The following is a 24,614-nucleotide window of genomic DNA, read 5'->3' on the forward strand; positions in this document are numbered from 1 at the left end:
CGGAGTCGAGCTGGTCGAGCACCCGCCGCGCATGCCGCAGGGAAATGTCCCCGGCCCGCAGCGCATCGAGGGTCTGCGGGCAAGACTCGACCAACACCCGGCTCTCCTGCAGGAGACCTGACGCGGTGCCGGCCGGGATGCGCAGCGCACACGCCATCTCCGCGACCAAGCCCTGCTGAGCCGCGAAAGTCGCGTCCCAATCGTGCTCGCGACCCGGCCCAGCCTGCGGCCGGCCGGTTTCGGCGGTGCTGGAAGTGTAGTTCCACGCGTCGGCGAGGACCTCGGCTTTGCTCGCCTGCGCCCAAGAAATGACTTTTTCGAAGAAGATCGTCCGGTCAACGAACCGCGCTAGCTGCCGCTGGAACGGGTCCAGATCAGTGAGCGAGGCAGGGTCGCACGAATCAGGGTCGCACGAATCAGGGTCGCACGCGGCAGGGTCGGGCTCGTCGAACAGATGCTCGGGCGACACCGCGGCGAACACCTCAGTCAGATCGAGGTCGGCGGGGTCGGGCGGGCCGTCAGCGTTCCAAAAATTCGGAATAGTGGCGGCTCTCGCGTCGGCTTCTTCTTCGGCCTGCCAGACCGAGTGGCACTCCGCACGAAAGGCATCACTTCGCGCGCGATCCTCTGCCGACATCAACCAGTCCGAGAACAATTGGTCCGCGAATTGCCCGCCAGGCAGCCCCTCCAGGAAGCGGTCAATCACGCCCTGCTGTGGGGTATCGCCGCTTTGGCTCATGGTCTTATTGTACCAAATCATTGAGTCAGAGTCGAGAAATTCTCAAATGCACTTGTATATTTGTGCGCAATTTTATTCGAAGTCCCGACAGGGACACCTTCGGCCTACAGCCCGACACGACCTCACTAGACTGTCGCCCTGAACGACGAGCTCACGTAGTCTCAGTACCACCGCTGGAGCAGAGAACGTGTTCGCTCCGGACGTCAGAATGCGGCCCGTTTATTGACTGAAAGCAGCAAAAATGGATGTTTCGCCCCTCACTTGGATCTTGACCGTCGCGGCCATCGTCGCTCTCCTCGCTTTCGACTATGTCTTCCATGTCCGCAAGGCGCACGCTCCGACTTTGAAAGAAGCCGCAATCTGGTCATCGCTCTATGTGGGAATGGCCATACTCTTCGGGTTTGGCGTTCTACTTCTGGGCGGCGCTACCCCTGGTGCGGAGTATTTCGCTGGCTACATCACCGAAAAGGCGCTGTCGGTCGACAATCTCTTTGTCTTCCTCATCATCATGACGAGTTTTCGGGTCCCGCGCGAAGACCAACAGAAGGTCTTGCTGTTCGGCATCACGTTTTCACTAATCGCCCGTACCGGATTCATCTTCCTGGGCGCGGCGCTGATCAATTCGTTCGCCTGGGTGTTCTACTTCTTCGGCATCATCCTTCTGCTCACTGCGGGAAACATGCTCAAACCGGAAAGTTCAGAGTCCAGATCGTCTGAAAACTTCATGGTGCGAATCGCACGCAAGATCTTTCACACCAGTCCGGACTACGACGGAGACAAACTCTTCACCGTGCATGAGGGCAAACGAGCGCTGACCCCGATGCTTCTCGTCATGGTCGCAATCGCTGGCACAGACCTTCTGTTCGCTCTCGATTCGATCCCTGCCATCTTCGGACTGACTCAGAACGTCTATATCGTCTTCACTGCGACCGCATTCTCGCTCCTCGGGCTCCGACAGCTGTACTTCCTGCTCGACGGGCTGCTGGACCGACTCATCTACCTCTCCTTTGGTCTTGCGTCGATCCTCGCCTTCATCGGTGTGAAGCTCATCCTCCACGCCCTGCACGAGAACAACCTGCCATTCATCAACGGAGGAGAACCGGTACCGGTGTTCGAAATCAGTACGGGTCTCTCATTGACAGTCATCATCGGTGTGCTCGTGGTCACGGTGCTCGCGTCGCTGCTCAGCCCGGCCGGCCGGGCGCAGACCATTATCGCCAACGCCCGACGCCACGCGATCAACTATTTGGACCTCGGCTACACCGCGGACCACACCGAACGCATCCGCGTCTACTCGGCCCTGACCCGGGAGGAAGAATCCCTCCGCGCACTCCGGCCGAAATATCAGGAGTTGGCCAAAGACAAGGCTGGACTGATGGAACTTCTTCATGCGGCACACACCGAACATGACGCATCGGTGCAGCGCGCAGCGCGCGAATAGCCAAATACGGCAAATACCCAAGTATCCTGGAGGGTTTTGACAACACGTTGCTGCAAAGGTTGCTATGTCCGGCAAATCCGACTAAGTGCGATACCGCTGTTGCAGTGGTGCACCCCCCCGGACTTGAACCGGGAACCCACTGATTAAGAGTCAGTTGCTCTGCCAATTGAGCTAGAGGTGCGTGTGAGGCAGCGGAACGACCCGCGGCAACGTGTAACCCTAACACCCAAATAGGGCTCGATGCCAATCGAGGCAGAAACGGGGCGGTGACCGGCATCCGCTCGCGAAATTACTATCCTTGGGAGGGTGACCGAACCGCGAATCTACGCCCTCTCCGACGACCTCCAGCTCGGCCTGGCCCTCGCCGAAGCCGCCGACGCCATCTCCAGCGCCCGCTTCACCGCGCTCGATTTGATCGTGACGACCAAACCCGACCGCACACCGGTAACGGATGCCGACCAGGCGGTTGAGCGTGCCCTCCGCGCCCTGCTCGCCGATCACCGCCCCGACGACGGCATCCTCGGCGAAGAGTTCGGTACCGCCGGGTCCACCGCGCGTCAGTGGATCATCGACCCCATCGACGGCACGGCCGGGTTTCTCCGTGGCATCCCGATCTGGGCCACCCTCATCGCCCTCGCCGTCGACGGCGTTCCGGTGCTCGGCGTGGTCAGCGCCCCCGCGCTCGGCAAGCGCTGGTGGGCGGCCGCGGGTAGCGGCGCCTGGTCAATCGACACAACGCAGGCGGATGCCGCGCCCACCCGCCTGCGCGTCTCCAGCATCGAGACCCTCGCCGAGGCATCCATCAGCTATGGCAGCCTGCAGCAGTGGGATCAAGCCGGGCACCTCGATGAGCTCGTCACGTTGTCCCGCCAGGTCTGGCGTACCCGCGCCTACGGCGACATGTGGTCATACATGCTGCTCGCCGAGGGCCACCTCGACGTGGCCGGCGAATTCGACCTGCAGTCCTACGACATGGCCGCTCTCGCGCCGATCGTGCAGGAGGCCGGCGGCACGTTCACCTCGGTCGATGGCCAGCCCGGCCCGTGGCATGGCAGCGCCCTGGCCACCAACGGCCTGCTGCACGCGGCGACGCTCGCGGTACTGAACCCGGCGCAGGCTTTTGCACAGAAGCCCTAACGGTCAGAGCGACGCACCCGGATCGTCAGGGAAGATGCCGTTGTGAGCGCGGCGCGCATCGAGTCGGCGCTGGCGCCAGGCCCGGGGGTTCAGGAGCAGAATCGGCTTCGGAATACGCAGCGCGTAGCCGGTCGGCAGAACCCACCCGTAACGTTTGGCCAGCAGGGAGAGCGCAGCGCCGCTCAGAATGGCCACGCCGGTGCCGACCGCTACGAACCCGAGCTTGCTTAGAATCACCATCTCGGCGCTTGCCAGCAGGGCACTCGTGGCATAGAGCGTATTGCCGCCGAAGATGGTCGGCACCTTGAGCAGCATGATGTCGCGCACCATACCGCCGCCGACCGCGGTGATCATGCCGAGCAGGATGGCCGGAAGCCAGCCGAGACCGGCATCAAGCGCTTTCTGCACACCGACCGCCGCCCAGCACCCCACGGCGAGCGCGTCAAGCAGCAACAGCACTCGTCGGGTCCAGCGACCGTTGAAAGTCACGAAGAAGGCGATGACCCCGCCGAGGACGGCAAAGATGAGATAGGCCGGGTCGAGCAGTGCCGCCGGGCTGCCCTGCTGCAGCAGGGTATCCCGGATCATGCCGCCGCCGAGCCCGCTCATGATAGCGAGCACGACGAAACCGACGATGTCGAGTCGGGCTGTGCGCGCGGCGACCCCGCCGAGAATGGCATTGGAGAGCACGCCGGCCAGGTCTACGAAGCGGATTACCTCAAACAGTGTCTCCGACTCAGTGTTCACCTGCCCCATTCTCTCATCTCGGCGACGGTGGCGGTCGCATCTACAGTTAGAGCATGAGGATCAACGCTTTTTCGGACGTCTGCCTGCGGGTCGTCATGCTGCTCTCTGCGGCACCGGAAAAAGTGACGTTCACCTCGCGGGTCGTCGCCGCCGAGGTCTGCACCCCCTATAACCATGTGAGCAAGGCGCTGTTGCGCCTGCGCGAGCTTGGCCTGGTCGAGGCTATTCGAGGGCGGAGCGGCGGCGTGCGCATCAGCCCGCTCGGCCGCGAAGTCACCGTCGGGGCGCTCCTGCGTCAGCTCGACACACGCACCGACCTCGCCGCCTGCGACTCGCCCGCCGGGCCCTGCCCTCTATTGAGCGGATGCGGCCTGCGCGGCGCCCTCCGCCGGGCCAGGGATGCCTTCTACCGCGAGCTGGATGACCTCGTCATCGCCAGCCTCCCGCACGGAAAACCGGCTGGGCCGGTCCTGGTCGATCTCGGATTGATGCGGTAGGACTAAAGTCCCTACTTTCTACGACTTGTAGAAAGCATCCGTTTAATTGGTATTTCAAATGCTACTTTTGTAGGAGACGCCCACAAACGGGAGTCGGTCATATAGAAGGAGTATTAATGCTTTCGGCCCAGTCCCTCCCCCTCATCGAAGCCACCCTGCCGTTGGTCGGCGAGCGGATGCCACAGATCGCGAGAAACTTCTACAAGCGCATGCTCACCGCCCACCCCGAACTGTTCGATGGACTATTCAGCCGGTCCAACCAGAAGAACGGCACGCAGCAGCAGGCCCTCGCCGGCAGCATCGCCGTCTTCGCGACCCATCTGGTGGCGAACCCTGACACCACGCCGGAGGCCATGCTCTCCCGCATCGCCCACAAGCACATCTCCCTCGACATTCAGCCCGAGCAGTACGACATCGTCTACAAGTATTTGTTCGAGGGCATCGCCGACGAACTCAGCGACGTCATCACCGCCGAGATCGCCGCCGCCTGGACCGAGGTCTACTGGCTGATGGCCCACGCACTGATCAAGATGGAGAAGGGCCTCTACGCCGGACTCGCCAGCGACAAGCCGCTCGCTCCCTGGATCGTCGTGAAGAAGGAAGCGGCCGGTACCGACGCCGTTACGTTCACCCTCGAACCGGCCGATGACACCCCCGTGACGCCCGCCCTGCCGGGCCAGTACATCAGCGTCACCGCCACCATGCCCGACGGTATCCGCCAGGTGCGTCAGTACTCCCTCTCGGCTGGCACGGCCACAACGAGGGTCTTCACCACCAAGCTCGACGCCGACGGCGAGGTCTCCCCCGTGCTGCACCGCGACGTGCAGGTCGGCGACACGCTCATCCTCTCCGTGCCGTGCGGCGATATCACCCTCGATGCGGGCACCGGCCCGCTGATCCTGGCCTCGGCCGGAATCGGTTGCACGCCCAGCGCCTCCATCCTGCGCTCCCTGGTGGACACGGGCTCGAAGCGTGAGGTGCTCGTGCTCCACGCCGAAAGCAACCTCGATCGCTGGGCGCTGCGCGAGCAGATGAACGAGGACATCGCCCTGCTGGAGGCGGCCGAACTCGAGCTCTGGCTGGAGATCCCGAGCGAGGGCCACCACGAGGGCTTCATGTCACTGGAGAACGTGACGATCCCGGAGGATGCCTCAGTGTACCTCTGCGGTCCGCTGCCGTTCATGCGCAGCCTGCGCGCCCAGGCGCTGCAGTCCGGTGTGCCGGCCGACCGTATCCACTACGAGATCTTCGGCCCTGACCTGTGGCTCGCCAACGCCTGACCAGCCCCTGGCACGTAGCACGATTCGGCCTGGCCGGGCACGCCCGCGCTAGGCTGAATCGTGGACGCTAACGGTGGTATCGAGATAGAACGCAAGTTTGACGTCGACGAGCTGGCCCCGTTGCCACGGTTGCAAGACCTGCCCGGCGTACAGGCAATCGCGGAACCGGTGACCTTCGATCTCGCGGCCGTTTATTTCGACACCCACCATCTTGGCCTCAGCGCTGCGCGCATCACCCTGCGCCGACGCACCGGCGGCGACGACGCTGGATGGCACCTTAAACTGCCCGGTGCCGCTGGCCGTCGCTGTGAGATCCACGCGCCCCTCGGCAAGAACGTGCTGGGCGAAGCCGATGTCGTACCCGAGTCGCTGGCGCAACTCGTTCGGGTCTATGTGCGAGACGCACCGCTCGTTCCCATTGCCCGCCTTCATACCTCCCGTGTCGTATACGCCCTGATCGGTGCGGGCGGCGAAACCCTCGCCGTGCTGTGCGATGATCGGGTGCGCGCTGACCGCCTCATTGATGAACCGGCCTCCAAAGCGTGGCGCGAATGGGAGATCGAGCTCGTCGAAGGACCGGAGGACCTGCTCGACGCCGGGCAGTCAGTGCTCGCCAGCGGCGGCATCCTCTTGTCACGGCACGCCTCGAAACTCTCCCGCGCGCTCGGCGACCGGTCTCCGACCGCACCCGCTTCGAAGCAGCCTCGCCCCACCCCGGGCGGCCCGGCCGGTGATGTTCTACTGGCCAGTCTGAGCGAGCAGATCGATGTTCTACACCGTCACGACCCGCAGGTTCGCCAGCACGCCGACGGCGCCGTACACGTCATGCGCGTTGCCACCCGCCGACTGCGGTCAATACTGGCCACCTATCATTCCCTCCTTGACCCGACCGTGGTGCAGCATCTCCGCACCGAACTCGGCTGGCTCGCCGGCGTGCTCGGCGGATCCCGCGACGAACAGGTGCTGCAACGCCGCCTTGCCGGCCTGCTCGACCGCGAGCCGCCGGTTTTGCTCCTCGGCCCTATTCGGGAGCGCCTCGAGGCTCGCTCCGAAGCGGATGTCAACGCCGCCGGGCGCTCGCTCGTCACTGCCCTTGACTCCCACCGCTACTTTCGGTTGCTCGACGCGCTCGATTCTCTTGCCGCCACGCCGCCTTTCACCGCTGCGGCTGGCCAGGACGCCCGCGTGGTCGTGCCTGGCCTGATCGTGAAGGAGTGGAAGAAGCTCCGCCGAGCTGTGCGCCGGGCCGCCACGACCGTACCGGGGCCAGCGCGTGACCTCGCCCTGCACGCCGCTCGCAAGCGCGCCAAGCGGCTGCGTTATGCGGCCGAGACGGCGCATCCGCTCAGCCCGAAGCGGGCCGCCCGCGTGCGCCGATTCGCCCAGAAACTGCAAACAATTCTCGGCGACCAGCACGACAGCGTCATCGCCCGCGAGCGCCTGCTGCGCCTCGGCGGGGTCGACACCTACCTTCGCGGCGAGAACACCTTCAGTTACGGCCGCCTGCACGCCTTGGAACAGCAGAAGGCAGCGGATGCCGAGGCTCTCTTCTGGAAGACCTGGTCGCGCCGCCCCTGACGATTCAGCTCCAGAGCGCCACGTGCACCTTCGAGCCGCGCCGCGCAACCCCGCGCGAGCCGCCGGGGGCGAGCATAGCGGCGGTGGCCTCGGCGGTGGTGACGAACCGTTGCAGTGTGCGCGCGGCGGCCGGCGCCCGCCCGCGATCCAGGGTGCTCGCGCACCACAACCCAGCAATGGGGGTGTTCGGCACCGGCACAACAATGAGCGACCCTGCCAGCACCTCGGCCCGCACGATGTGCATGAACGCGAGCATGATCCCCTCGCCGGCGCGCACCGCGGCGAGGGCATCCGTTTCGCTGCTGAGCGGCACGATCTCGGGTACACCGAGCGAGGAGGCGAGAAACGCTGCCGCCAGCCAACTGCTCTCGGCCGTGAACTCTTCGACCCCGGCCGGACCGGTGAACCACGGCTCCCCCAGCAGGGCTGCGAGCGGCAACGCCTGCTGCCGCCGGCCAAATGGATGCTCCGGCGCAGCCACCAGCACCCGCTGGTAGCGCAGAAATGGCACCACCTCCAACTGGGATCCCCGCGGAGGCCGGGCGCCGAGAGCCACGTCGTAGGCGTGGTCCTGCAGCAGCGACCCCACGTCATCGGCGGGCTCAACGACCACGTCGATGCCACCCGCCTGGCCCGGCACCCGGCGCGTGAAGGCATCGAGCAGTCGACCGGCAGCATGCTCGGCGAACCCCGCCGTGGCCACCACGCGCAGGTTCGCCGTGGACTCCTGTGCGTGCGATACCTCCCAGCGCACCTGGTCGGCCAGGCCCACAATCTCCTGCGCGTGATCGGCGAGCGCCCGCCCGCCCGGAGTCAGCGCGATGCCGGCTCCAGCGCGTACGAAGAGAGCGTCGCCGAGGTCGACGCGCAGAGCGGCGAGCGACGAAGACACCGCCGGCTCGCTGATATGCAGTGCTGCTGCTGCCGCGCGCAGGGACCCGAGTCGGGCCACCAGGGCAAAGGCCCGCAGCTGATTCAGCGTCATTGCCACAGCTCATAACCTTTCCCTTAGGTTGATATTGACAGCTTCGGGGGCCGGGGAGCAAGCTGTGGCACACAACAGCGCCGCGCAACGATGCGCGGTGTCATGGAACCTTCTTTCGTAAGGAGAAGCCCGTGCAGATTCCGGCTCCGTTCGATTATGTTCGCGCCAGTTCGGTCGATAATGCCCTCGCCCTGCTCGACCGACACGGAGCTGAATCCCGGGTGGTTGCCGGCGGACACAGCCTGCTTCCCATGATGAAGCTGCGCCTCGCCCGCCCGGACTGGCTCATCGACATCAACGACCTTTACGAGTTGGACTACCTGCTCGTCGACGGCCCGGTATTGCGTATCGGCGCCATGGCCCGACACACGACCCTGCTCGAATCCGACGACATCAAGCGCCTCTTTCCCATTATTACCGACGCCGAACGGGTCATCGCCGACCCGATCGTACGCAACCGTGGCACTATCGGTGGCTCGCTCTGCCAGGCCGACCCGGCAGAGGACCTCTCGACCGTGTGCCACGTCCTCGAAGCGGTGGCCGTCGTGCGCGGACCAGCCGGCGAGCGGATGCTGTCCATGGCCGACTTTCACCGCGGCCCGTACGAGACCGCCGTCGCCCAGAATGAACTGCTCATCGAGGTGCGCATGCCGATTCGCGCCAGCTCGGGCAGCGCCTACGAGAAGGTCGAGCGCCGCGTCGGCGACTGGGCTGTCGCCGCGGCCGGTGCCAGCGTGACGCTCGGGTCCGACGGCACGATCAGCCATGTCGCTGTCGGCCTCACCGCGGTCGGACTCGACCGCACCGTAACCGAGGTCGAAGCCGTCCTCGTCGGCCAGGCTCCCACCGAAGCACTTTTCGTCGAAGCCGGGCGCCTGGCTTCACTTGCCTGCGACCCCCTCGCCGACCAGCGCGGCCCGATCGACTACAAACGGCACCTTGCCGACGAACTCACCCGTCGGGTGCTGCGGGCGGCCTGCCGCCGCGCCGCGGCATCCGTTTCAGAGATCACGATTTAGGAGTTGAGCCCTCATGCAGATCAACCTGACCGTCAATGGCACCGACGTCACCCGCGAGATTGAACCGCGCGTGCTGCTCGTGCACTTCATCCGCGACGACCTGCGGCTCACCGGAACCCACTGGGGTTGCGATACCAGCAACTGCGGCACCTGCGTCGTGCTGATGGACGGCCAGCCGGTGAAATCGTGCACCGTGCTCGCCGCCATGGCCGACGGCCACGCCATCACGACCGTCGAGGGACTGGCCAACGGCGCCACCCTCGACCCCGTGCAGCAGGGCTTCATGGAGGAGCACGGCCTGCAGTGCGGCTTCTGCACCCCCGGCATGATGCTCACCGCCCGCGCCCTGCTCGACCACAATCCGCACCCGGAACCGCTAGAGATTCGCGAGGCCATCTCAGGCCAGATCTGCCGCTGCACCGGCTACGCCACCATTGTGCGGTCCATCCAGTGGGCCGCCGAACATTCGATTAGTGCCGCTGACACCGCGGAAGAGGAAGTGCGCGCATGACCATTTTGGAGGACCGCCCGACGAACCCGGCGGCCGGCGGCCACGATCGACCGATCGGCCACGGCCGCATGCAGCGCAAGGAAGACCCACGCTTCGTTCGCGGCAAGGGCCACTACGTCGACGACATCGTGCTGCCCGGCATGCTGCACGGTGCCATCCTGCGCGCTCCCGTCGCCCACGCCCGACTGGTGTCGATCGACACGACCGAAGCACTCGCGCATCCCAAGGTGCTCGCCGTCATCACCGGCGCTGACCTCCAGGCCCTCGGCCTGGCCTGGGCGCCCACCCTCTCGATGGACGTGCAGGCCGTGCTCGTCACCGACAAGGTGCGCTTCCAGGGCCAGGAGGTTGCGTTCGTCGTCGCTGAAGACCGCTACGCCGCGCGTGATGCCCTCGAACTGATTCAGGTCGAGTACGACGTGCTACCGCCTGTCGTCGACGCCCGCAAGGCCATGGACCCGGGCGCTCCCGTCATTCGCGACGACCTTGCGGGCCGCACCGACAACCATATCTTCGACTGGGAAGCCGGCGACAAGGCTGAAACGGATGCCGTCTTCGCGAGCGCCGACGTCGTTGTGTCCCAGGAAATCGTCTACCCGCGCGTGCACCCGGCACCGATGGAAACATGCGGCGCCGTGGCCGACTTCGACCCCATCGATGGCCGCCTCACCCTATACGAAACGACGCAGGCGCCCCACGCCCATCGCACCCTGTTCGCGATGGTCTCCGGAATTCCCGAGCACAAGATTCGGGTGGTCTCCCCCGATATCGGCGGCGGTTTCGGCAACAAGGTCGGAATCTACCCGGGCTATATCCTCGCCGTCGTCGGCTCCATTGTCACCGGCAAACCGGTGAAATGGGTCGAGGACCGTTCCGAAAATCTCATGAGCACCTCGTTCGCCCGCGACTACATCATGCAGGGCGAGATCGCGGCGACCAAGGACGGCAAGATCCTGGCCCTCCGCACGAACGTGCTCGCCGACCACGGCGCGTTCAACGCCACCGCCCAGCCGACCAAGTATCCGGCCGGGTTCTTTCATATCTTCACCGGTAGTTACGACCTGGCCGCCGCGCACTGCACCGTCACCGGCGTGTACACCAACAAGGCCCCGGGCGGCGTGGCCTATGCCTGCTCGTTCCGGGTCACCGAGGCGGTCTATCTGGTCGAGCGGATGGTCGACATCCTGGCCCGCAAGCTCGACATGGATCCAGCCGAGTTGCGCCTGAAAAACTTCATCAAACCCGAGCAATTTCCCTACGCCAACAAGACCGGTTGGGAATACGACTCCGGGGACTATGAACCCACGATGAGGCTGTCGATGAAGATGGCCGGCTACGACGAACTGCGCCGCGAGCAAAAAGAGAAACGGGCACGCGGCGAATTGATGGGCATCGGCATCTCGTTCTTCACCGAGACGGTCGGTGCAGGGCCGCGCAAAGACATGGACATTCTCGGCCTCGGCATGGCGGACGGCGCCGAACTGCGCATCCACCCCACCGGTAAGGCGGTCGTGCGCATCTCGGTGCAGAGCCAGGGTCAGGGTCACGAGACGACGTTTGCCCAGATCGTGGCGGAAGAGATCGGCATCCCGCCGGAAGACATCGATGTCGTGCACGGCGACACCGACCAGACCCCGTTCGGCCTCGGCACCTATGGCAGCCGGTCCACTCCGGTCAGCGGCGCCGCCGTGGCCCTCGTCGCCCGCAAGGTGCGGGAGAAGGCCCGGTTCATCGCCGCTGCCATGCTCGAGACCCGGCCCGAAGACCTCGAGTGGGAGAAGGGGCGCTGGTTCGTCAAGGGCGACCCGAGTGTCGGTAAGACCATTGCCGAGATCGCGATGGGCGCCCACGGCACGGTCGCACTGCCAGAGGGCATTGAGGGCAACCTCGACGCCGAGGTCACCTACGATCCGCCTAATCTCACTTTTCCCTTCGGCGCCTACATCTGCGTCGTCGACGTCGACCCGGGCACCGGTCACGTCAAGGTACGCCGCTTCATCGCCGTCGATGACTGCGGCACCCGCATCAACCCGATGATCATCGAGGGTCAGATTCACGGCGGTCTCACCGATGGAGTCGGTATGGCACTGATGGAATTCATCGAATTCGACGCCGAGGGAAACTGCCTCGGCGGCTCGTTCATGGACTACCTCATCCCCACGGCAATGGAGGTACCCGACTGGGAGACCGGCTTCACCGTGACCCCGTCGCCGCACCACCCGATCGGCGCGAAAGGCATTGGCGAATCGGCCACGGTTGGTTCTCCCCCCGCCGTCGTCAACGCCGTCGTCGACGCTCTTGCCCCGTTTGGCGTCGTGCACATGGACATGCCCTGCACGCCCGCCCGCGTGTGGGAAGCCATGCAGGGCCGCACGAGACCGCCGGTGTAGCGTGCCCGTGCTGCAATCCGTGCTGGTGCGCGAACTCGAGGCACGCCGCGAACCGTTCGTGCATGCGACCGTCGTGCGCGCGGTGCGCCCAACGAGTGCGCACGCCGGCGATACTGCTCTCGTGCGAGCCACCGGCGAGATCAGCGGTTTCGTCGGGGGAACGTGCGTGGAGGCATCCGTTCGCCTGTACAGCCTGCAGGTACTCGAAAGTCGCCAGCCGCTGCTGCTCAAAGTCGTGGCCGGTATGCCGTCGAGCACCGTGCAGGACGGCGCGGTCGAGGTCTCCAATCCCTGTGTCAGCGGCGGCGCAATCGAGATCTTTCTCGAACCGCGTATTCCGCTGCCGCGCCTGATTTTGGTTGGGTCGACACCCGACGCCGAGGCGCTCGCCGCCCTGGCTCCGCTCGTGGGCTTCGACCTCGTGCAGGCGGATGGCGCCTCCGCCGTCCCCGAGGCTGGCGACGCCGCCCTGATCGTTGCGTCGCACGGACGGGACGAGGAACCGGCCTTGCTCGCCGCTCTCGCAGCGGGGGTTCCCTATGTCGCGCTCGTGGCCAGTCCCCGGCGCGGTGCAGCGGTACTGGCGTCGCTTGACGTGTCCCCCGAGCAGCGCGCACGGGTGTTCAGTCCGGCGGGCCTCGACCTCGGGGCGCACACACCCGGGGAGATCGCGGTGTCGATCTTCGCGCAGCTGGTGCAGGAGCGGGCCGGGCACGGGCATCCGTTTGCTGCGGGTGTCGCTGCGGCCGCCGAGTCGTCGACCGCGGCGAGCACCGCCGAGTCGAACGCGGAGATCGCCGGCGCGGCCATCGACCCAGTCTGCGGCATGACGGTGGCAGCGCTGCCCTCGTCGCTGCAGGTGGAGTTGGACGGCGAATCCGTGTATTTCTGTGCGCGGGGTTGCCGCACAGCGTTTCTGGCGAATCCGGAGCGGTATGCGACAGCGCGCTAGGGCGTCGCTTGCCTCGGCATGGGGCGAGCGATGACTACGGAGGGCGTAGCAAAGTTGTTGCCCTCAGTTGCCGCGTTGCAACGCGACCTGGATGCCGAGGATTATCTGGCCGACGATGGGCTCGCCACGGCCGTGTTTTTGGCCGTGCGCATGCGACAGCCGCTGCTGCTTGAGGGCGAGCCGGGGGTCGGCAAGACCGAGATCGCCAAGGCGCTCGCCCGACTGCTGCACACCGAACTGTTTCGCCTGCAGTGCTACGAGGGAATCTCCGCTGGTGAAGCGCTCTACGAATGGGATTACCCGCGGCAGCTGCTCGGCATCCGTGTGGCTGAGGCACGCGGGGTCGAACTGGCCGAAACCGATTTGTTCAGCCGCGACTATCTGCTGCGTCGCCCTTTATTGCAAGCAATCGAACATGCCGGGCCACGGCCGGCCGTGCTGCTCCTCGACGAGATTGATCGGGCCGACGCCGAGTTCGAAGCGTTCACCTTTGAGCTGCTCGCCGAGGCGGCCGTCACCATTCCGGAGCTGGGAACGATACAGGCGACGCATCCACCGATCGTAATTCTCACGAGCAATCGCACCCGCGACCTGCACGACGCCCTCACCCGGCGCTGCCTGTATCACTGGATCGACTACCCGGGGCCGGAGCGGATCGCCCAGATCGTGCGACGCCGGGTGCCGAGCAGTTCGCAGGACCTTGCCACCGAGGCTGCGGCCGCGATCACCCGGTTGCGCTCGCTCGACCTGGTGAAGCCGCCCGGTATCGCCGAAGCCATCGACTGGGTCAGCGCCCTCGGAGTGCTCGGTATCGAGCAGCTGAGCGGCCGCGCGGTAGAGCAGACTTGGGGCTCGGTTCTGAAGAATCGGGACGACCTTGATTTGGCGGCCGCCCGCGGCGGCGGCTGGGTGGCGGAGGCCGCGCGTGGCTGACCGCGATCTTCAACCACGGATCGAAGCGGCCGCCCTCGCCGCCGGATTCAGCACGGCCCTATACCGGGCTGGGCTGCCGGTGTCGCCCGACCGCGCGGCCCGGCTGGCCGAAGCACTGCGGCTGGTCCCGCCGATCGACCGGGCAGCCCTCTACTGGGCCTGCCGCATCGTGTTCGTCTCCCGGCAACAGCACCTCGCCCGCTTCGACGCGGTGTTCAGCGCAGTGTTCGACGGCCGACTCGACCCGGCCGAGAGTCGCGGTGATCCGAACGCTCCGCCGGCAATCGGGGCGGAGACGCGCACGAAAGCCGCCCCCTCGACCAACCGGCCGGCCGGCGCGCCGGAACCGCAGCCCGATCGCCCGGCTGCCCCGCTGCCCGGCGCCGACTCGGCCGATGAAGAGACCGACGGCCCAGAGCGTGACGCGATCCTCGCCCTGGCGTCCCGCGACGAACACCTGCACGAGACGGCGTTCGCCGACCTCGACCCCGAGGAGCTCGCCCGGTTGCGCCAGCTCGTGGCCCGCATCGTGCTGGCGACGCCGACGCGCCTGAGCCGCCGCACGCATCCGTCGCCGCACAGTCGTGACCGGCTCGATCCAGCTCGCACCGTGCGAGCCGCGCACCGCACCGGCGGAGATCCGATCACCCTCCACTACGCCCGGCGCCGCCCGAAGCCGCGCCGACTCGTGCTGCTCTGCGACGTCTCCGGTTCGATGGAGCCCTACACCCGGGTTTTTCTGTCGCTGTTACAGGGCGCGGCCTCCGGCGCGCGGGCCGAAGCGTTCGTGTTCTCGACCCACCTCACCCGGTTGACCCGCCAGCTCACCCTGCGCGACCCCGACCAGGCACTCGCGCAGGCGGCAACCACCGCGACCGACTGGGCCGGCGGCACCCGGCTGGCGGCCAGCATCCGTCGATTCATCGATGACTTTGGGCGGCGCGGCCTGGCTCGTGGCTCCGTGATCGTGGTGTTTTCCGACGGCTGGGCCCAGGACGACCCCGCCGACGTCGACGCCCAGATGGCGCGCCTTCGCCGACTGGCGCACCGCATCGTCTGGGTGAATCCGCGCAAGGCCGCAGCGGGCTACCGGCCACTCGTCGGCGGTATGGCCGCCGCCCTGCCCTACTGCGACGCCTTCGTCAGCGGGCACAGCTACGCTGCCCTCGCCGAGGTGGCGGCGGCGATTCGCGGCGACGTGTCGGCAGCCAATCGACCATCCGTAACCATCCAGCAGAGGACACCCTGATGCAACTCGACAGTACTTTCACCGTCATCGCTCCCGTCGATACGGTGTGGAACACCCTCATGGACTTCGAACGCATCGCCGGCTGCGTGCCCGGTGCGCAGATTCTGAACAAACTTTCTGACGACAACTACCAGGTCGGCATGAAGGTCAAACTCGGCCCGGTGACCATGCAATACCGTGGCCAGATGAACGTCGACGAGCGCGACGCCGCAGGACACCGGGCCGTGTTTTCCGGCAAAGCGCAGGAAACCCGCGGGCAGGGCACCGCCCAGGCCACAGTCACACTCGTACTGGTCGAAACCGACGGCGTCACCCAGGGCACGGTCAGCGCCGACATGTCGCTCTCGGGCAAGGCGGCCGCCATGGGCAAAGGCGTCATCAGCAGCGTCACCGAGCAGATGATGGGGCTGTTCGCCGGCAACCTTCAAGACCTCATCGAAGGCGACGACGACGGTGCCGCTGCGACACCCGTCGGCGACCACGTCGAAGACCCGACCACCCTCGCCCAGGCAGCTCCGCGGGCGGTTACCGACGTGACCGACATTCCGCCGGGGTACGCCCCCGCCGCCGGCCGTCTTCCCGACGTTCAAGCGGATGCCCCGGAGCGGCCCGGCCTGCCGCCGCGCCCGGTGCCTCCCCGCGTCGCACCCGCCAGCGAGCACCGGGTCGCGTCGCGTCGCTCGGCGGCTGCCGCAGCGCCGAGCCTCGACGCTATGAGCCTGGTCAAGGGCGTCATTACCGACCAACTGGCCGATCCGGTGAAACTTTTGGGCCTGCTGGCCACGGTAGCGTTCATCGCATACCGAATTGGTCGCCGCGCGTCCGGCCACTAGCGCCACGCTAAGAGAAGGAACACCGATATGCGCGAAGTTTTGGACACCCTCTTCACTGGCTGGGAGAGCGGAGCCACCGCCGGCTTGGCCACGGTCGTGCGCACCTTCCAGTCCGCGCCCCGCCCGGCGGGTGCTTCGATGCTGGTCAGCGCCGACGGCACCGTAGCCGGATCGGTCTCGGGCGGCTGCGTCGAGGGCGCTGTCTATGAACTGGCCACTCAGGTAGCCCAGGACGGTGTGCCTCTGCTCGTGCGTTACGGCATCAGCGACGATGACGCCTTTGCCGTCGGGCTCACCTGCGGCGGCATCCTCGACGTCTTCGTTGAACCCGTCTCGCGGGCCACTTTCGCGCTGCTTGAGAGCGTGCACGACGACGTGGACGCCGGCCGACCGGTCGGCGTCGCCACGGTGATCGAGCACCCGGATGCTGCCTGGCTCGGCCGCCACCTCGTGGTGCGGCCGAACGGTTTCGAAGGCGATCTGGGCTCGGAGCATGCCAACCACGCCATCGGCGACGACACCCAGGGCTTGCTCGCCGCCGGACGCAACACCACCCTCACCTATGGCCCTGACGGGGAGCGGCGAGGCGAGGGAATGCGAGTGTTCTTCGCGAGCTACGCGCCGAGGCCGCGTCTGCTGGTGTTCGGCGCGATCGACTTCGCCACCGCCCTGGCCCGGCTCGGCACCTTTCTCGGCTACCGGGTCACGGTCTGTGACGCGCGCGGCGTCTTCGCGACCGCGGCCCGGTTTCCGGGTGTCGACGAGGTCGTGGTGCGCCGGCCCGACCGCTACCTGCGCGAGCAGATCGCTGGCGGGTTTATCGACCCCCGCACGGTGATCTGCGTGCTCACCCACGACCCCAAATTCGATGTTCCCCTGCTGGAAGCTGCCCTGCACGGCCCTCCGGTCGCGTATATCGGCGCGATGGGGTCCCGCCGCACCCACCTCGACCGGCTGGCGCGCCTGCGGGCGGTGGGGGTGACCGACGCTGAGCTAAACCGCTTGCGCAGCCCGATCGGCCTCGACCTCGGCTCGCGCACGCCGGAGGAGACGGCGGTCTCGATCGCCGCCGAGATCATTTCGCTGCAGTGGGGCGGAAGCGGCGAGCCGCTGCACACCCTCGTCGATGCCATCCACCACGACGACCTCGTCGACCGCAGCCTGCCGCCCGCCGCGTTTCTCGAGACGACACCTGCGGCCCCTTGAGTCGCGCCCGTGGGAGCGCTCGGCGCTGCACGCACGGCCGTCCCGCCACCGCGATCGGGCGAGACCGGGTCGCCCGCGATAGGCTCGACGAATGGCTCCCGCATCCGCAGTCCCCGCGCAGTTGGCACCTATCGCTGGCCGCTCCCGAGCACGATGAGCATTCTGGATTCCGTCACGTCGGTGCTGTTCGTGCACGCGCACCCCGACGACGAGACCATCGGAACCGGCGGGCTGATCGCCGAGCTCGCGAGCCGCGGCATCCGCATCACTCTCGTCACAGCCACCCGCGGTGAGCGTGGAGAAGTCGTCGCCGGGCCGCTCTCGGCGCTCGCCGGGACCGCTGCCTTGGCCCAGGAACGCGAGCACGAACTCCAGCGCGCCGCCCGCATACTCGGCGTCAACGAGGGATTCTGGCTCGGCGAGGCCCCTGCCCGTGCTTCCGGGCTGCCCGAACGCCGTTACTGCGACTCAGGTATGGAATGGATTCGCCCCGGTTTGGCCGGTCCGGCACCCGACTCCCAAGCGGATGCGTTCGCCCGCGCGCCGCTCGACGAGGTCACGGCCGACCTCGTCGCCGTTCTCCAGCACGTGCATCCGAGCCTTGTCATCAGCTACGACCGCACCGGCGGTTACGGGCATCCGGACCACGTGCGCGCGCACGACGCCGCCCTCTCCGCCAGCCGCAGCCTCGCGATCCCCTACGCCGAGATCGTCCACAGCCCCGAAGCGGATGCGGAATGGTTCGAACTCGACTCCCAGCTGGCCCCAGTCGTTGCCGCCCTGCGCTGTCACGCGAGCCAGCTCACCGTCGACGGGGATTTCATCGTGCACTCCGGCGGCCAGCGCGACCCCATCCGCTCATCGATCGGCCTGCGCCTGCTCTATGCACCCAGCCCGAAATCGCGCCCTTAAACAACTCAGGCCGCCCAGTGGGCGGCCGAAGAAGCGGTGACTCAACAACGTGTGACAGAACCTATGGTGGAGATGCGGGGAATTGAACCCCGGTCCACTGCTGTGGTCATATGCCTTCTACGGGTGTATCCAGTGAAGTCGCTTTCTCGGCCCCGGAATTTGCCACTGGCATCTACTCCGACAGGCCCAGCCTTCGTTTAAGTCCCTCTACGCCCCGTGGCTCAATGTAGAAGCAAGCTCTCTAAATGGCGTCAGGATCCGGGTAGAGAGCATTCCCGGTCTGGCGGACTTCTTTAGTGCTTTCGCTTAGGCAGCGAGAGCGAAGTCAGTGCGGTTTGATTTGGCACTTATTGTTTTGCAGAGATCGTTTACGAGATAACCCTGCATCCTCGACCCGCTTCTCACAATTGCGCAAACAATGTCGAAACCGATCATCCCCATACACATCGCGGCCGGCGTCTTAATCAAGACCGGGGCCGGCGATGGATTCATGTCACACGCTGTTGAGTTACCAAACTGCACTTTGGGTGCAGCCCTCTACACTACTACAGAAGCGGCCTAGTCGCCCAGGTGGCGCTGCGCTGACATGGCCCGATCCGATTCGCGCTTGTCCGTGCGTTCCCGCAGCGTCTGGCGCTTGTCGTACTCTTTCTTGCCCTTGGCCACGGCAATTTCTACCTTGGCCCGACCATCCGCAAAATAAATGCGCAGCGGAATGAGCGTATAGCCGCCCTCTTTGGTCTTGTGGCTGATCTTGACGATCTCCTTCTTGTGCAAAAGGAGTTTGCGCTTGCGGCGCGGCGGGTGGTTGGTCCACGAGCCGCCGGAGTATTCCGGAATGTGCACCGCGTCCAGCCAGGCTTCGCCGCCCTCGATGAAGGCATAGCCGTCGACCAGGGTCGCCCGGCCGGCGCGGAGCGATTTGACCTCGGTGCCGCTCAAGACCATCCCGGCCTCGTAGGTGTCACTGATGAGGTAGTCGTGTCGGGCCTTGCGGTTGGTCGCTACGACTTTTTCGCCACGTTCCCTGGGCATGTGCTCACCTCGATTCTTCTTCTTCAAACGGATGCCGTCGGCCGTTCGGCAGACAGCCCACTAGTCTAGCGGCATCCGCTTGCAGGCTAGACCTTGAGGTAGCGAGTGATCGCGAAGTTCGCGGAGAACGCGGCGAGCACCGCCCCGACCACGAGCAAAATAGGCACCACCACGAGAGCATCGTCCATGCCAACCAGGGCGAAACCGGTCAGCCTCGCACCGAGGTAGCCCTGCACAAAGAAGTACACGAGCGCCACAATCGCGCCGCCGGCCAACAGCGAGCCGAGGAGCGCTGCGAACACACCCTCCAGAATGAACGGCGTCTGGATGAACCGGTTGCTCGCGCCCACCAATCGCATGATGCCCAGTTCTCGACGCCTCGAGAATGCCGACAAACGGATGGTCGTCGCGATCAGAAGCGCCGCCGCGATCAGCATCAACCCGGCGATACCGATGGCCGTGTAGCTTGCCACATTGAGCACGGAGAAGATCTGGTCGAGATATTTGCGTTGGTCAGCGACATTCTCAACGCCGGCGACCCCCGACAGGCTCTCCACCAGCACCGCGGACTGGGACGGGTCTTTCAGGTTCACCCAGAACGTCTGGTTCAGCTGGTCAGCCGTGACATAGTCGGCGACCGGGTTGCCCTCGAACTGCTTCTTGAAGTTCTCGAAGGCCTGCTCGTGCGTCTCGAAATAGTAGTTGTCGATGAAGGACGCCAGCGTCGGTGAGGTCAGCTGGGCTTCGACCGCGGCGATCTGCTCTGGTGACGCGTCGCCGCCGGTGCAGGTTTCGCCCGGCGAAATATCGGAGCACATATAGATGCCGACCTGGGCCTTGTCGTACCAGAAGTTTTTCATCTGGCCGATCTGCATCTGCATGAGAATGGCCGCGCCGACGAAGGTGAGCGAGATGAAGGTCACGAGCACGACGGAGACGACCATGGACGCATTGCGCCGAAGACCATTTGCGGCCTCGGACAGCACCAAGCCGAACCTCATCGGGTTGGCCCCACGTTCTGTTCGCCCGTTTGATCGGGTTTCTCCCCCGGCGCCCGCAGCCCGAGTTTCTCGGCGAGAGTGAGCTGCTCCGGGTCATCGTTTTGGGCGACCGGCAGCACCGGGCGTGTCATCGGCGGCACCGGCGTAGTGAGGACTTCGTTGACAACGTGGGCGCTGACAACCGGGGCGTCGGCGGGAGGCGCAGCGATCGGTTCCGGCGCCACGGCCGCCGCCGCTGCAACAGCCGCCGCCGCCGCCTGGTGCAACGACACGGAGGTTTCGGGAACCGGCGCAGAGGGGTGCGTCAGCGATGGTTCAGGCGCAGCGGCGGGCCGGGCGTAGGCGACGGGCGCCGGCTCGCTGGCCGGCGCTTCCGCTGTCGATGCCGGCAGGATGGTAGGAATGGACGCCGTGGCGTAGCCGCCCTGACGCTCGTCACGCACGATCTCACCGTGCACGAGCTCGATCACGCGGCGCTGCATCTGGTCGACGATGCCGGCCTCATGGGTGGCCATGATGACGGTGGTGCCACTGGCATTGATGCTCGCGAGCAGCGACATGATCTCGGCGCTCGTGGTGGGGTCGAGGTTTCCGGTGGGCTCATCGGCCAGCAGAATCTGCGGCTTGTTCACGATGGCACGGGCGATGGCCACGCGCTGCTGCTCACCACCGGAGAGTTCGTGGGGCAGACGCTGCGCCTTCTCCGCCAGGCCGACCATCTTGAGGGTGTCAGGCACGGCTTCCTGAATGAAGCCGCGGCTTTTGCCGATGACCTGCAGACTGAAGGCGACGTTGTCGAACACGGTCTTGTTGGGCAGCAGACGAAAGTCTTGGAAGACGACACCCATGTTGCGGCGAAAGTAGGGCACCTTGCGGTTCGAGATCGACCGCAGGTCCTGGCCCAACACGTGAATGCTGCCGCTGGTCGGCTTTTCCTCCTTGAGCACGAGCCGCAGACAGCTCGATTTGCCCGATCCAGAGGCGCCGACCAGAAAGACGAATTCGCCTCGCAAAATCTCGACGTCGATCGAGTTCAGTGCCGGCCGAGAGGTGCCGGGATACTTCTTGGATATGTGATCAAAACGGATCATAGCTCTTAGAGCCTAAGCATTTGCGGGCGTTTTCCCTATAGCGACATACCCGCGGGGCCCAAGCCCCAGCAAGCCTTTAGTCTTCGGGTGCCTTCTTGCGCCAGCGGATGCCGGCCGAGATGAATCCGTCGAGGTCGCCGTCGAACACGTTGCTGGGGTTGTTCACCTCATACTCGGTGCGCAGGTCCTTGACCATTTGGTAGGGCGCGAGCACGTAGCTGCGCATCTGGTCACCCCAGCTTGCCGTGATGTTGCCGGCGAGTTCTTTCTTGGTGGCTGCTTCCTTCTCGCGCTCCAGCACCAACAGTCGCGACTGCAATACGCGCATGGCGGCCGCGCGGTTTTGAATCTGGCTTTTCTCGTTCTGGCAGCTCACCACGGTGCCGGTGGGCAGGTGGGTGATGCGCACGGCCGAATCGGTGGTGTTGACAGACTGGCCGCCGGGGCCGCTGGAACGGAACACGTCGACTCGAATGTCGCCGTCGGGAACCTCGATCGACTCGGTCTGTTCGATCAAGGGCACCACCTCGACCGCGGCGAACGAGGTCTGGCGTTTGCCGGCCGAGTTGAACGGGCTCATGCGCACCAGGCGGTGTGTGCCGGCCTCGACGCTGAGCGTGCCAAAGGCGTAGGCGGCGTCGACCTCGAAGGTGGCGCTCTTGATGCCGGCCTCTTCGGCGTAGCTGATGTCGAGCACTGTGGTGCGGTAGTCGTGCTGTTCCGCATAACGCAGATACATGCGCAGCAGCATCTCGGCGAAGTCGGCCGCGTCCACTCCCCCGGCACCGGCACGAATGGTGATCACGGCGTTACGCTCGTCGAATTCGCCGTTTAGCAGGGTCTGCACCTCGAGCTCGCCGAGCAGTTTCTGCAGGCTGGCGAGTTCGACGGTGGCCTCGTCGGCCAGTTCCTGGTCACCCTGGCCATCGTTGGCCATCTCCACGAGAGTCTCAAGATCGTCGAGCCGCGTCGTGATGCTCTCGATGCGCGCCAGTTGCGCCTGCCGGTGGCTGAGGTCGCTGGTCACCTTCTGCGCGTGCTCGGTGTCGTCCCATAAATCGGGCATTCCGGCCTCGCCGCTGAGGTCGTCGATGTCCGCGCGCAGTCGATCAATGTCGATCACCGAACGGATGTCGCCGAACGTGGTCCGCAGCGCGGCGATCTGTACTGAGAAATCCAAGTCAATCATGTTCTGTCCAGCCTACCGGGCGAAGTCTGCGGTGGGGCGGGCACGGCAAGCACGCGGGAAATCGCGGAGCGAGTGCACCGGGGTAGCATCGAAGCGATGAGCAACGACGAGCGCCCCTTTAGCCTGCGCTCGGTCGCCCTGGTGGCGTTTCTGCCGACGCTGCTCTTTTCGATCGGTGAGGGCGCCATCATCCCCCTGATTCCGGTGGTTGCGAGCGACCTCGGAGCGTCCCTCGCCATCGCGGGCGTCATCGCGGCAATGGTCATGCTCGGCGAACTCGTCGGTGATGTTCCCAGCGGCTGGATTGTCTCGCGCATCGGGGAGCGCAATGCGATGATCGGGGCATCCGCTTTGACTATCGGTGCCGTGATCGTGTGCATTCTCGCACCCAACCCGCTCGTACTCGGCCTCGGTATTTTTCTGGTGGGCCTCGCCACGGCAATCTTCGCTCTCGCCCGGCACGCCTTCATGACCAATTACGTGCCACTGGTCTACCGGGCCCGCGCGCTGTCTACTCTCGGCGGTGTGTTTCGGGCCGGCTGGTTTGTGGGCCCGTTTCTCTCGGCGGGACTGATCCATCTGACCGGCGGCACCCAGGTCGTGTTTTGGGTGTTCATCGTCTGTTGCGTCGGTGCCTCAGTGCTGCTGCTGTTGTTGCCAGACCCATCGAAAACATTTGCCGTTCCCTCCACTGGTAAAACTGTATTCGACGCCACCGACACGACCACGGGAGCAATCAGCAGCACCGGAACCGCGCGGCCGGCCGTGCCCGTTCAGGGTCTGTTCCAAACCATTTGGAGTCACCGCGGAGTTCTGCTGCGGCTCGGCACCGGCGCTGGCCTGATCGGTGCGATGCGAGCCACCCGCACGGTCATGCTCCCGCTCTGGGCGGTCAGCATCGGCATCAGCGCCCCCGACACAGCGCTCATCATCGGCATCGCCGGTGGCATCGACTTCGCCCTGTTTTATGCCAGCGGCCAGATCATGGACAGATTCGGTCGCATCTGGAGCGCCCTGCCGTCAATGATCGGGCTCGGCGCCGGTCATCTGGCGCTCGCGTTTACGCACGACCTGCCGAGCAACGTGGAATGGTTCATCGGCGTGGCCATGTTTCTGTCGCTGGCCAATGGGATCGGCAGCGGCCTGCTCATGACCCTCGGTGCCGATCTGGCTCCCCGCCCGAATCCCGCACCGTTCCTCGGCGCCTGGCGGTTCACGGCCGACTTTGGCAGCGCCGCCGCCCCGCTGGCCGTTGCGGGCATCACTGCCTTGGCCTCCCTCTCGGTCGCGAGCGGACTCATGGGGGTCATCGGCCTGTGCGGTGCTGTTCTGCTGCGACGTTATCTTCCCCGGTACGCCCCGCACCGCCCCCGCCAGCTCTAACCACACGTACGACTCGCCGATGCCGGCCGGGTGGAATGTTCCCAGCGGCTCAGGCGTTGCCTCCGAGTATGCCCCTCATCGGAGAATACGAACCAAGCACCGCCCAATGGGTGCGCGACCAGGTCGACCAGATCGAGAAGTCCGGCGGCACGGAGGGAACGACCCTGCGCGGCATGCCCGTGATCGTGCTGACCACCGTCGGTGTGAAAAGCGGCAAGCTCCGCAAGGCACCGCTGATGCGCGTCGAACACAACGGCCAGTACGCCGTCGTCGCTTCGCTTGGCGGCAGCCCCAAGAACCCGGTTTGGTATGCCAATGTCGTAGCGCACCCCGAGGTTGAACTGCAAGACGCCACAAAGAAGTGGGACATGCGCGCCCGCGAAGTCACCGGCGACGAAAAGGCTGCCTGGTGGAAGCGTGCCGTGGCAGCATTCCCCGACTACGCCGACTACCAGGTCAAGACCGAGCGCGAGATTCCCGTCTTCGTGCTCGAACCCATCGAATAA

22 protein-coding genes, 1 tRNA gene, 1 other RNA gene and 1 pseudogene are annotated in these 24,614 nt (G+C 65.6%); 16 read left to right on the forward strand and 9 right to left on the reverse strand.

Annotation, left to right across the window (positions count from 1 at the left end; genetic code table 11):
• A pseudogene (locus CXY70_RS13505) lies at positions 1–739 on the reverse strand (13E12 repeat family protein); the annotation flags it as partial.
• A 241-nt stretch (positions 740–980) separates the two neighbouring features.
• Between CXY70_RS13505 and CXY70_RS13510 the strand changes: the two are divergent.
• A complete protein-coding gene (locus CXY70_RS13510) occupies positions 981–2,180 on the forward strand; it encodes a TerC family protein (RefSeq protein ID WP_104192877.1) in 1,200 nt (399 codons plus the stop codon).
• 105 nt (positions 2,181–2,285) lie between these two features.
• Here CXY70_RS13510 and CXY70_RS13515 read toward each other — a convergent pair.
• Positions 2,286–2,361: transfer RNA gene (locus tag CXY70_RS13515), tRNA-Lys, on the reverse strand.
• A gap of 125 nt (positions 2,362–2,486) precedes the next feature.
• Between CXY70_RS13515 and CXY70_RS13520 the strand changes: the two genes are divergently transcribed.
• A complete protein-coding gene (locus CXY70_RS13520; protein WP_104192878.1) occupies positions 2,487–3,317 on the forward strand; it encodes an inositol monophosphatase family protein in 831 nt (276 codons plus the stop codon).
• Positions 3,318–3,320: 3 nt separating this feature from the next.
• Here CXY70_RS13520 and CXY70_RS13525 read toward each other — a convergent pair whose 3' ends face one another.
• Complete coding sequence (locus CXY70_RS13525; RefSeq protein WP_104193179.1) at positions 3,321–4,064, reverse strand: trimeric intracellular cation channel family protein; 744 nt, start codon at positions 4,062–4,064, stop codon at positions 3,321–3,323.
• Between the two features lie 53 nt (positions 4,065–4,117).
• Here CXY70_RS13525 and CXY70_RS13530 point away from each other — a divergent pair, with 53 nt between their 5' ends.
• From CXY70_RS13530 to CXY70_RS13540, 3 genes are all read left to right on the forward strand, one after another.
• A complete protein-coding gene (locus CXY70_RS13530; protein WP_104192879.1) occupies positions 4,118–4,561 on the forward strand; it encodes an Rrf2 family transcriptional regulator in 444 nt (147 codons plus the stop codon).
• A gap of 116 nt (positions 4,562–4,677) precedes the next feature.
• On the forward strand, positions 4,678–5,841 hold the full coding sequence (locus CXY70_RS13535) for a globin domain-containing protein (RefSeq protein WP_104192880.1): 1,164 nt from the start codon (positions 4,678–4,680) through the stop codon (positions 5,839–5,841).
• A 60-nt stretch (positions 5,842–5,901) separates the two neighbouring features.
• Positions 5,902–7,419 carry a CYTH and CHAD domain-containing protein gene (locus CXY70_RS13540; RefSeq protein WP_104192881.1) on the forward strand — a complete coding sequence of 506 codons (1,518 nt, stop codon included), beginning with the start codon at positions 5,902–5,904 and terminating at the stop codon, positions 7,417–7,419.
• A 4-nt stretch (positions 7,420–7,423) separates the two neighbouring features.
• Here CXY70_RS13540 and CXY70_RS13545 read toward each other — a convergent pair whose 3' ends face one another.
• Positions 7,424–8,404 carry a LysR family transcriptional regulator gene (locus CXY70_RS13545; protein ID WP_104192882.1) on the reverse strand — a complete coding sequence of 327 codons (981 nt, stop codon included), beginning with the start codon at positions 8,402–8,404 and terminating at the stop codon, positions 7,424–7,426.
• 131 nt (positions 8,405–8,535) lie between these two features.
• Between CXY70_RS13545 and CXY70_RS13550 the strand changes: the two genes are divergently transcribed.
• From CXY70_RS13550 to CXY70_RS13590, 9 genes are all read left to right on the forward strand, one after another.
• Entirely contained in the window at positions 8,536–9,423 is an 888-nt protein-coding gene (locus CXY70_RS13550) for a xanthine dehydrogenase family protein subunit M (RefSeq protein ID WP_104192883.1), read from the forward strand.
• Positions 9,424–9,436: 13 nt separating this feature from the next.
• Entirely contained in the window at positions 9,437–9,934 is a 498-nt protein-coding gene (locus tag CXY70_RS13555; protein ID WP_104192884.1) for a (2Fe-2S)-binding protein, read from the forward strand.
• Positions 9,931–12,324 carry an aerobic carbon-monoxide dehydrogenase large subunit gene (locus CXY70_RS13560; protein ID WP_104192885.1) on the forward strand — a complete coding sequence of 798 codons (2,394 nt, stop codon included), beginning with the start codon at positions 9,931–9,933 and terminating at the stop codon, positions 12,322–12,324. Before CXY70_RS13555 ends, CXY70_RS13560 begins: the two co-directional genes overlap by 4 nt.
• Before the next feature lies 1 nt (position 12,325).
• Entirely contained in the window at positions 12,326–13,276 is a 951-nt protein-coding gene (locus CXY70_RS13565) for an XdhC family protein (protein WP_104192886.1), read from the forward strand.
• Positions 13,277–13,306: 30 nt separating this feature from the next.
• Positions 13,307–14,209 carry a MoxR family ATPase gene (locus CXY70_RS13570; protein WP_104192887.1) on the forward strand — a complete coding sequence of 301 codons (903 nt, stop codon included), beginning with the start codon at positions 13,307–13,309 and terminating at the stop codon, positions 14,207–14,209.
• Positions 14,202–15,458 (forward strand): VWA domain-containing protein, encoded by a 1,257-nt coding sequence (locus CXY70_RS13575; RefSeq protein WP_104192888.1) that lies wholly within the window; start codon positions 14,202–14,204, stop codon positions 15,456–15,458. Before CXY70_RS13570 ends, CXY70_RS13575 begins: the two co-directional genes overlap by 8 nt.
• A complete protein-coding gene (locus CXY70_RS13580) occupies positions 15,458–16,291 on the forward strand; it encodes an SRPBCC family protein (RefSeq protein ID WP_104192889.1) in 834 nt (277 codons plus the stop codon). The genes CXY70_RS13575 and CXY70_RS13580 overlap by 1 nt, the downstream gene beginning before the upstream one ends.
• A gap of 27 nt (positions 16,292–16,318) precedes the next feature.
• Positions 16,319–17,497, forward strand: a complete 1,179-nt coding sequence (locus CXY70_RS13585; RefSeq protein WP_104192890.1) for an XdhC/CoxI family protein — start codon at positions 16,319–16,321, stop codon at positions 17,495–17,497.
• Between the two features lie 153 nt (positions 17,498–17,650).
• The gene (locus tag CXY70_RS13590) at positions 17,651–18,409 is read left to right on the forward strand and encodes a PIG-L deacetylase family protein (RefSeq protein ID WP_104192891.1); all 759 of its coding nucleotides are present in this window, start codon (positions 17,651–17,653) and stop codon (positions 18,407–18,409) included.
• 64 nt (positions 18,410–18,473) lie between these two features.
• Here CXY70_RS13590 and ssrA read toward each other — a convergent pair.
• The 5 genes from ssrA to prfB form a co-directional block, all read right to left on the reverse strand.
• Positions 18,474–18,848: a transfer-messenger RNA gene (ssrA, locus tag CXY70_RS13595) on the reverse strand.
• Positions 18,849–18,967: 119 nt separating this feature from the next.
• Entirely contained in the window at positions 18,968–19,444 is a 477-nt protein-coding gene (gene smpB, locus CXY70_RS13600; protein WP_092108491.1) for an SsrA-binding protein SmpB, read from the reverse strand.
• Positions 19,445–19,530: 86 nt separating this feature from the next.
• Positions 19,531–20,445, reverse strand: coding sequence for a permease-like cell division protein FtsX (gene ftsX, locus CXY70_RS13605; protein ID WP_104192892.1), 915 nt, complete (start codon positions 20,443–20,445; stop codon positions 19,531–19,533).
• Positions 20,442–21,536: a cell division ATP-binding protein FtsE gene (gene ftsE / locus CXY70_RS13610; protein ID WP_104192893.1), complete on the reverse strand. Its 1,095-nt coding sequence runs from the start codon at positions 21,534–21,536 to the stop codon at positions 20,442–20,444. The genes ftsX and ftsE overlap by 4 nt, the downstream gene beginning before the upstream one ends.
• Positions 21,537–21,612: 76 nt before the next feature.
• Positions 21,613–22,725, reverse strand: coding sequence for a peptide chain release factor 2 (gene prfB, locus CXY70_RS13615; protein ID WP_104192894.1), 1,113 nt, complete (start codon positions 22,723–22,725; stop codon positions 21,613–21,615).
• Positions 22,726–22,821: 96 nt separating this feature from the next.
• Here prfB and CXY70_RS13620 point away from each other — a divergent pair, with 96 nt between their 5' ends.
• Both CXY70_RS13620 and CXY70_RS13625 read left to right on the forward strand, forming a co-directional pair.
• Positions 22,822–24,108 (forward strand): MFS transporter, encoded by a 1,287-nt coding sequence (locus CXY70_RS13620; RefSeq protein WP_104192895.1) that lies wholly within the window; start codon positions 22,822–22,824, stop codon positions 24,106–24,108.
• 68 nt (positions 24,109–24,176) lie between these two features.
• A complete protein-coding gene (locus CXY70_RS13625; RefSeq protein WP_104192896.1) occupies positions 24,177–24,614 on the forward strand; it encodes a nitroreductase family deazaflavin-dependent oxidoreductase in 438 nt (145 codons plus the stop codon).

This window comes from Cryobacterium sp. Y82 (assembly GCF_002929495.1).
GTDB classification, from domain to species: domain Bacteria; phylum Actinomycetota; class Actinomycetes; order Actinomycetales; family Microbacteriaceae; genus Cryobacterium; species Cryobacterium serini.

What these genes read in the sequence shown, in the direction of transcription:
- CXY70_RS13560 (WP_104192885.1), top strand. Translation starts at nt 9,931, where the DNA reads ATGACCATTTTGGAGGACCGCCCGACGAACCCGGCGGCCGGCGGCCAC.
- CXY70_RS13585 (WP_104192890.1), top strand. Translation starts at nt 16,319, where the DNA reads ATGCGCGAAGTTTTGGACACCCTCTTCACTGGCTGGGAGAGCGGAGCC.
- CXY70_RS13570 (WP_104192887.1), top strand. Translation starts at nt 13,307, where the DNA reads ATGACTACGGAGGGCGTAGCAAAGTTGTTGCCCTCAGTTGCCGCGTTG.
- CXY70_RS13620 (WP_104192895.1), top strand. Translation starts at nt 22,822, where the DNA reads ATGAGCAACGACGAGCGCCCCTTTAGCCTGCGCTCGGTCGCCCTGGTG.
- CXY70_RS13580 (WP_104192889.1), top strand. Translation starts at nt 15,458, where the DNA reads ATGCAACTCGACAGTACTTTCACCGTCATCGCTCCCGTCGATACGGTG.
- CXY70_RS13510 (WP_104192877.1), top strand. Translation starts at nt 981, where the DNA reads ATGGATGTTTCGCCCCTCACTTGGATCTTGACCGTCGCGGCCATCGTC.
- CXY70_RS13590 (WP_104192891.1), top strand. Translation starts at nt 17,651, where the DNA reads ATGAGCATTCTGGATTCCGTCACGTCGGTGCTGTTCGTGCACGCGCAC.
- smpB (WP_092108491.1), bottom strand. Translation starts at nt 19,444, where the DNA reads ATGCCCAGGGAACGTGGCGAAAAAGTCGTAGCGACCAACCGCAAGGCC.
- CXY70_RS13545 (WP_104192882.1), bottom strand. Translation starts at nt 8,404, where the DNA reads ATGACGCTGAATCAGCTGCGGGCCTTTGCCCTGGTGGCCCGACTCGGG.
- CXY70_RS13625 (WP_104192896.1), top strand. Translation starts at nt 24,177, where the DNA reads ATGCCCCTCATCGGAGAATACGAACCAAGCACCGCCCAATGGGTGCGC.
- CXY70_RS13535 (WP_104192880.1), top strand. Translation starts at nt 4,678, where the DNA reads ATGCTTTCGGCCCAGTCCCTCCCCCTCATCGAAGCCACCCTGCCGTTG.
- prfB (WP_104192894.1), bottom strand. Translation starts at nt 22,725, where the DNA reads ATGATTGACTTGGATTTCTCAGTACAGATCGCCGCGCTGCGGACCACG.
- CXY70_RS13555 (WP_104192884.1), top strand. Translation starts at nt 9,437, where the DNA reads ATGCAGATCAACCTGACCGTCAATGGCACCGACGTCACCCGCGAGATT.
- ftsE (WP_104192893.1), bottom strand. Translation starts at nt 21,536, where the DNA reads ATGATCCGTTTTGATCACATATCCAAGAAGTATCCCGGCACCTCTCGG.
- CXY70_RS13530 (WP_104192879.1), top strand. Translation starts at nt 4,118, where the DNA reads ATGAGGATCAACGCTTTTTCGGACGTCTGCCTGCGGGTCGTCATGCTG.
- ftsX (WP_104192892.1), bottom strand. Translation starts at nt 20,445, where the DNA reads ATGAGGTTCGGCTTGGTGCTGTCCGAGGCCGCAAATGGTCTTCGGCGC.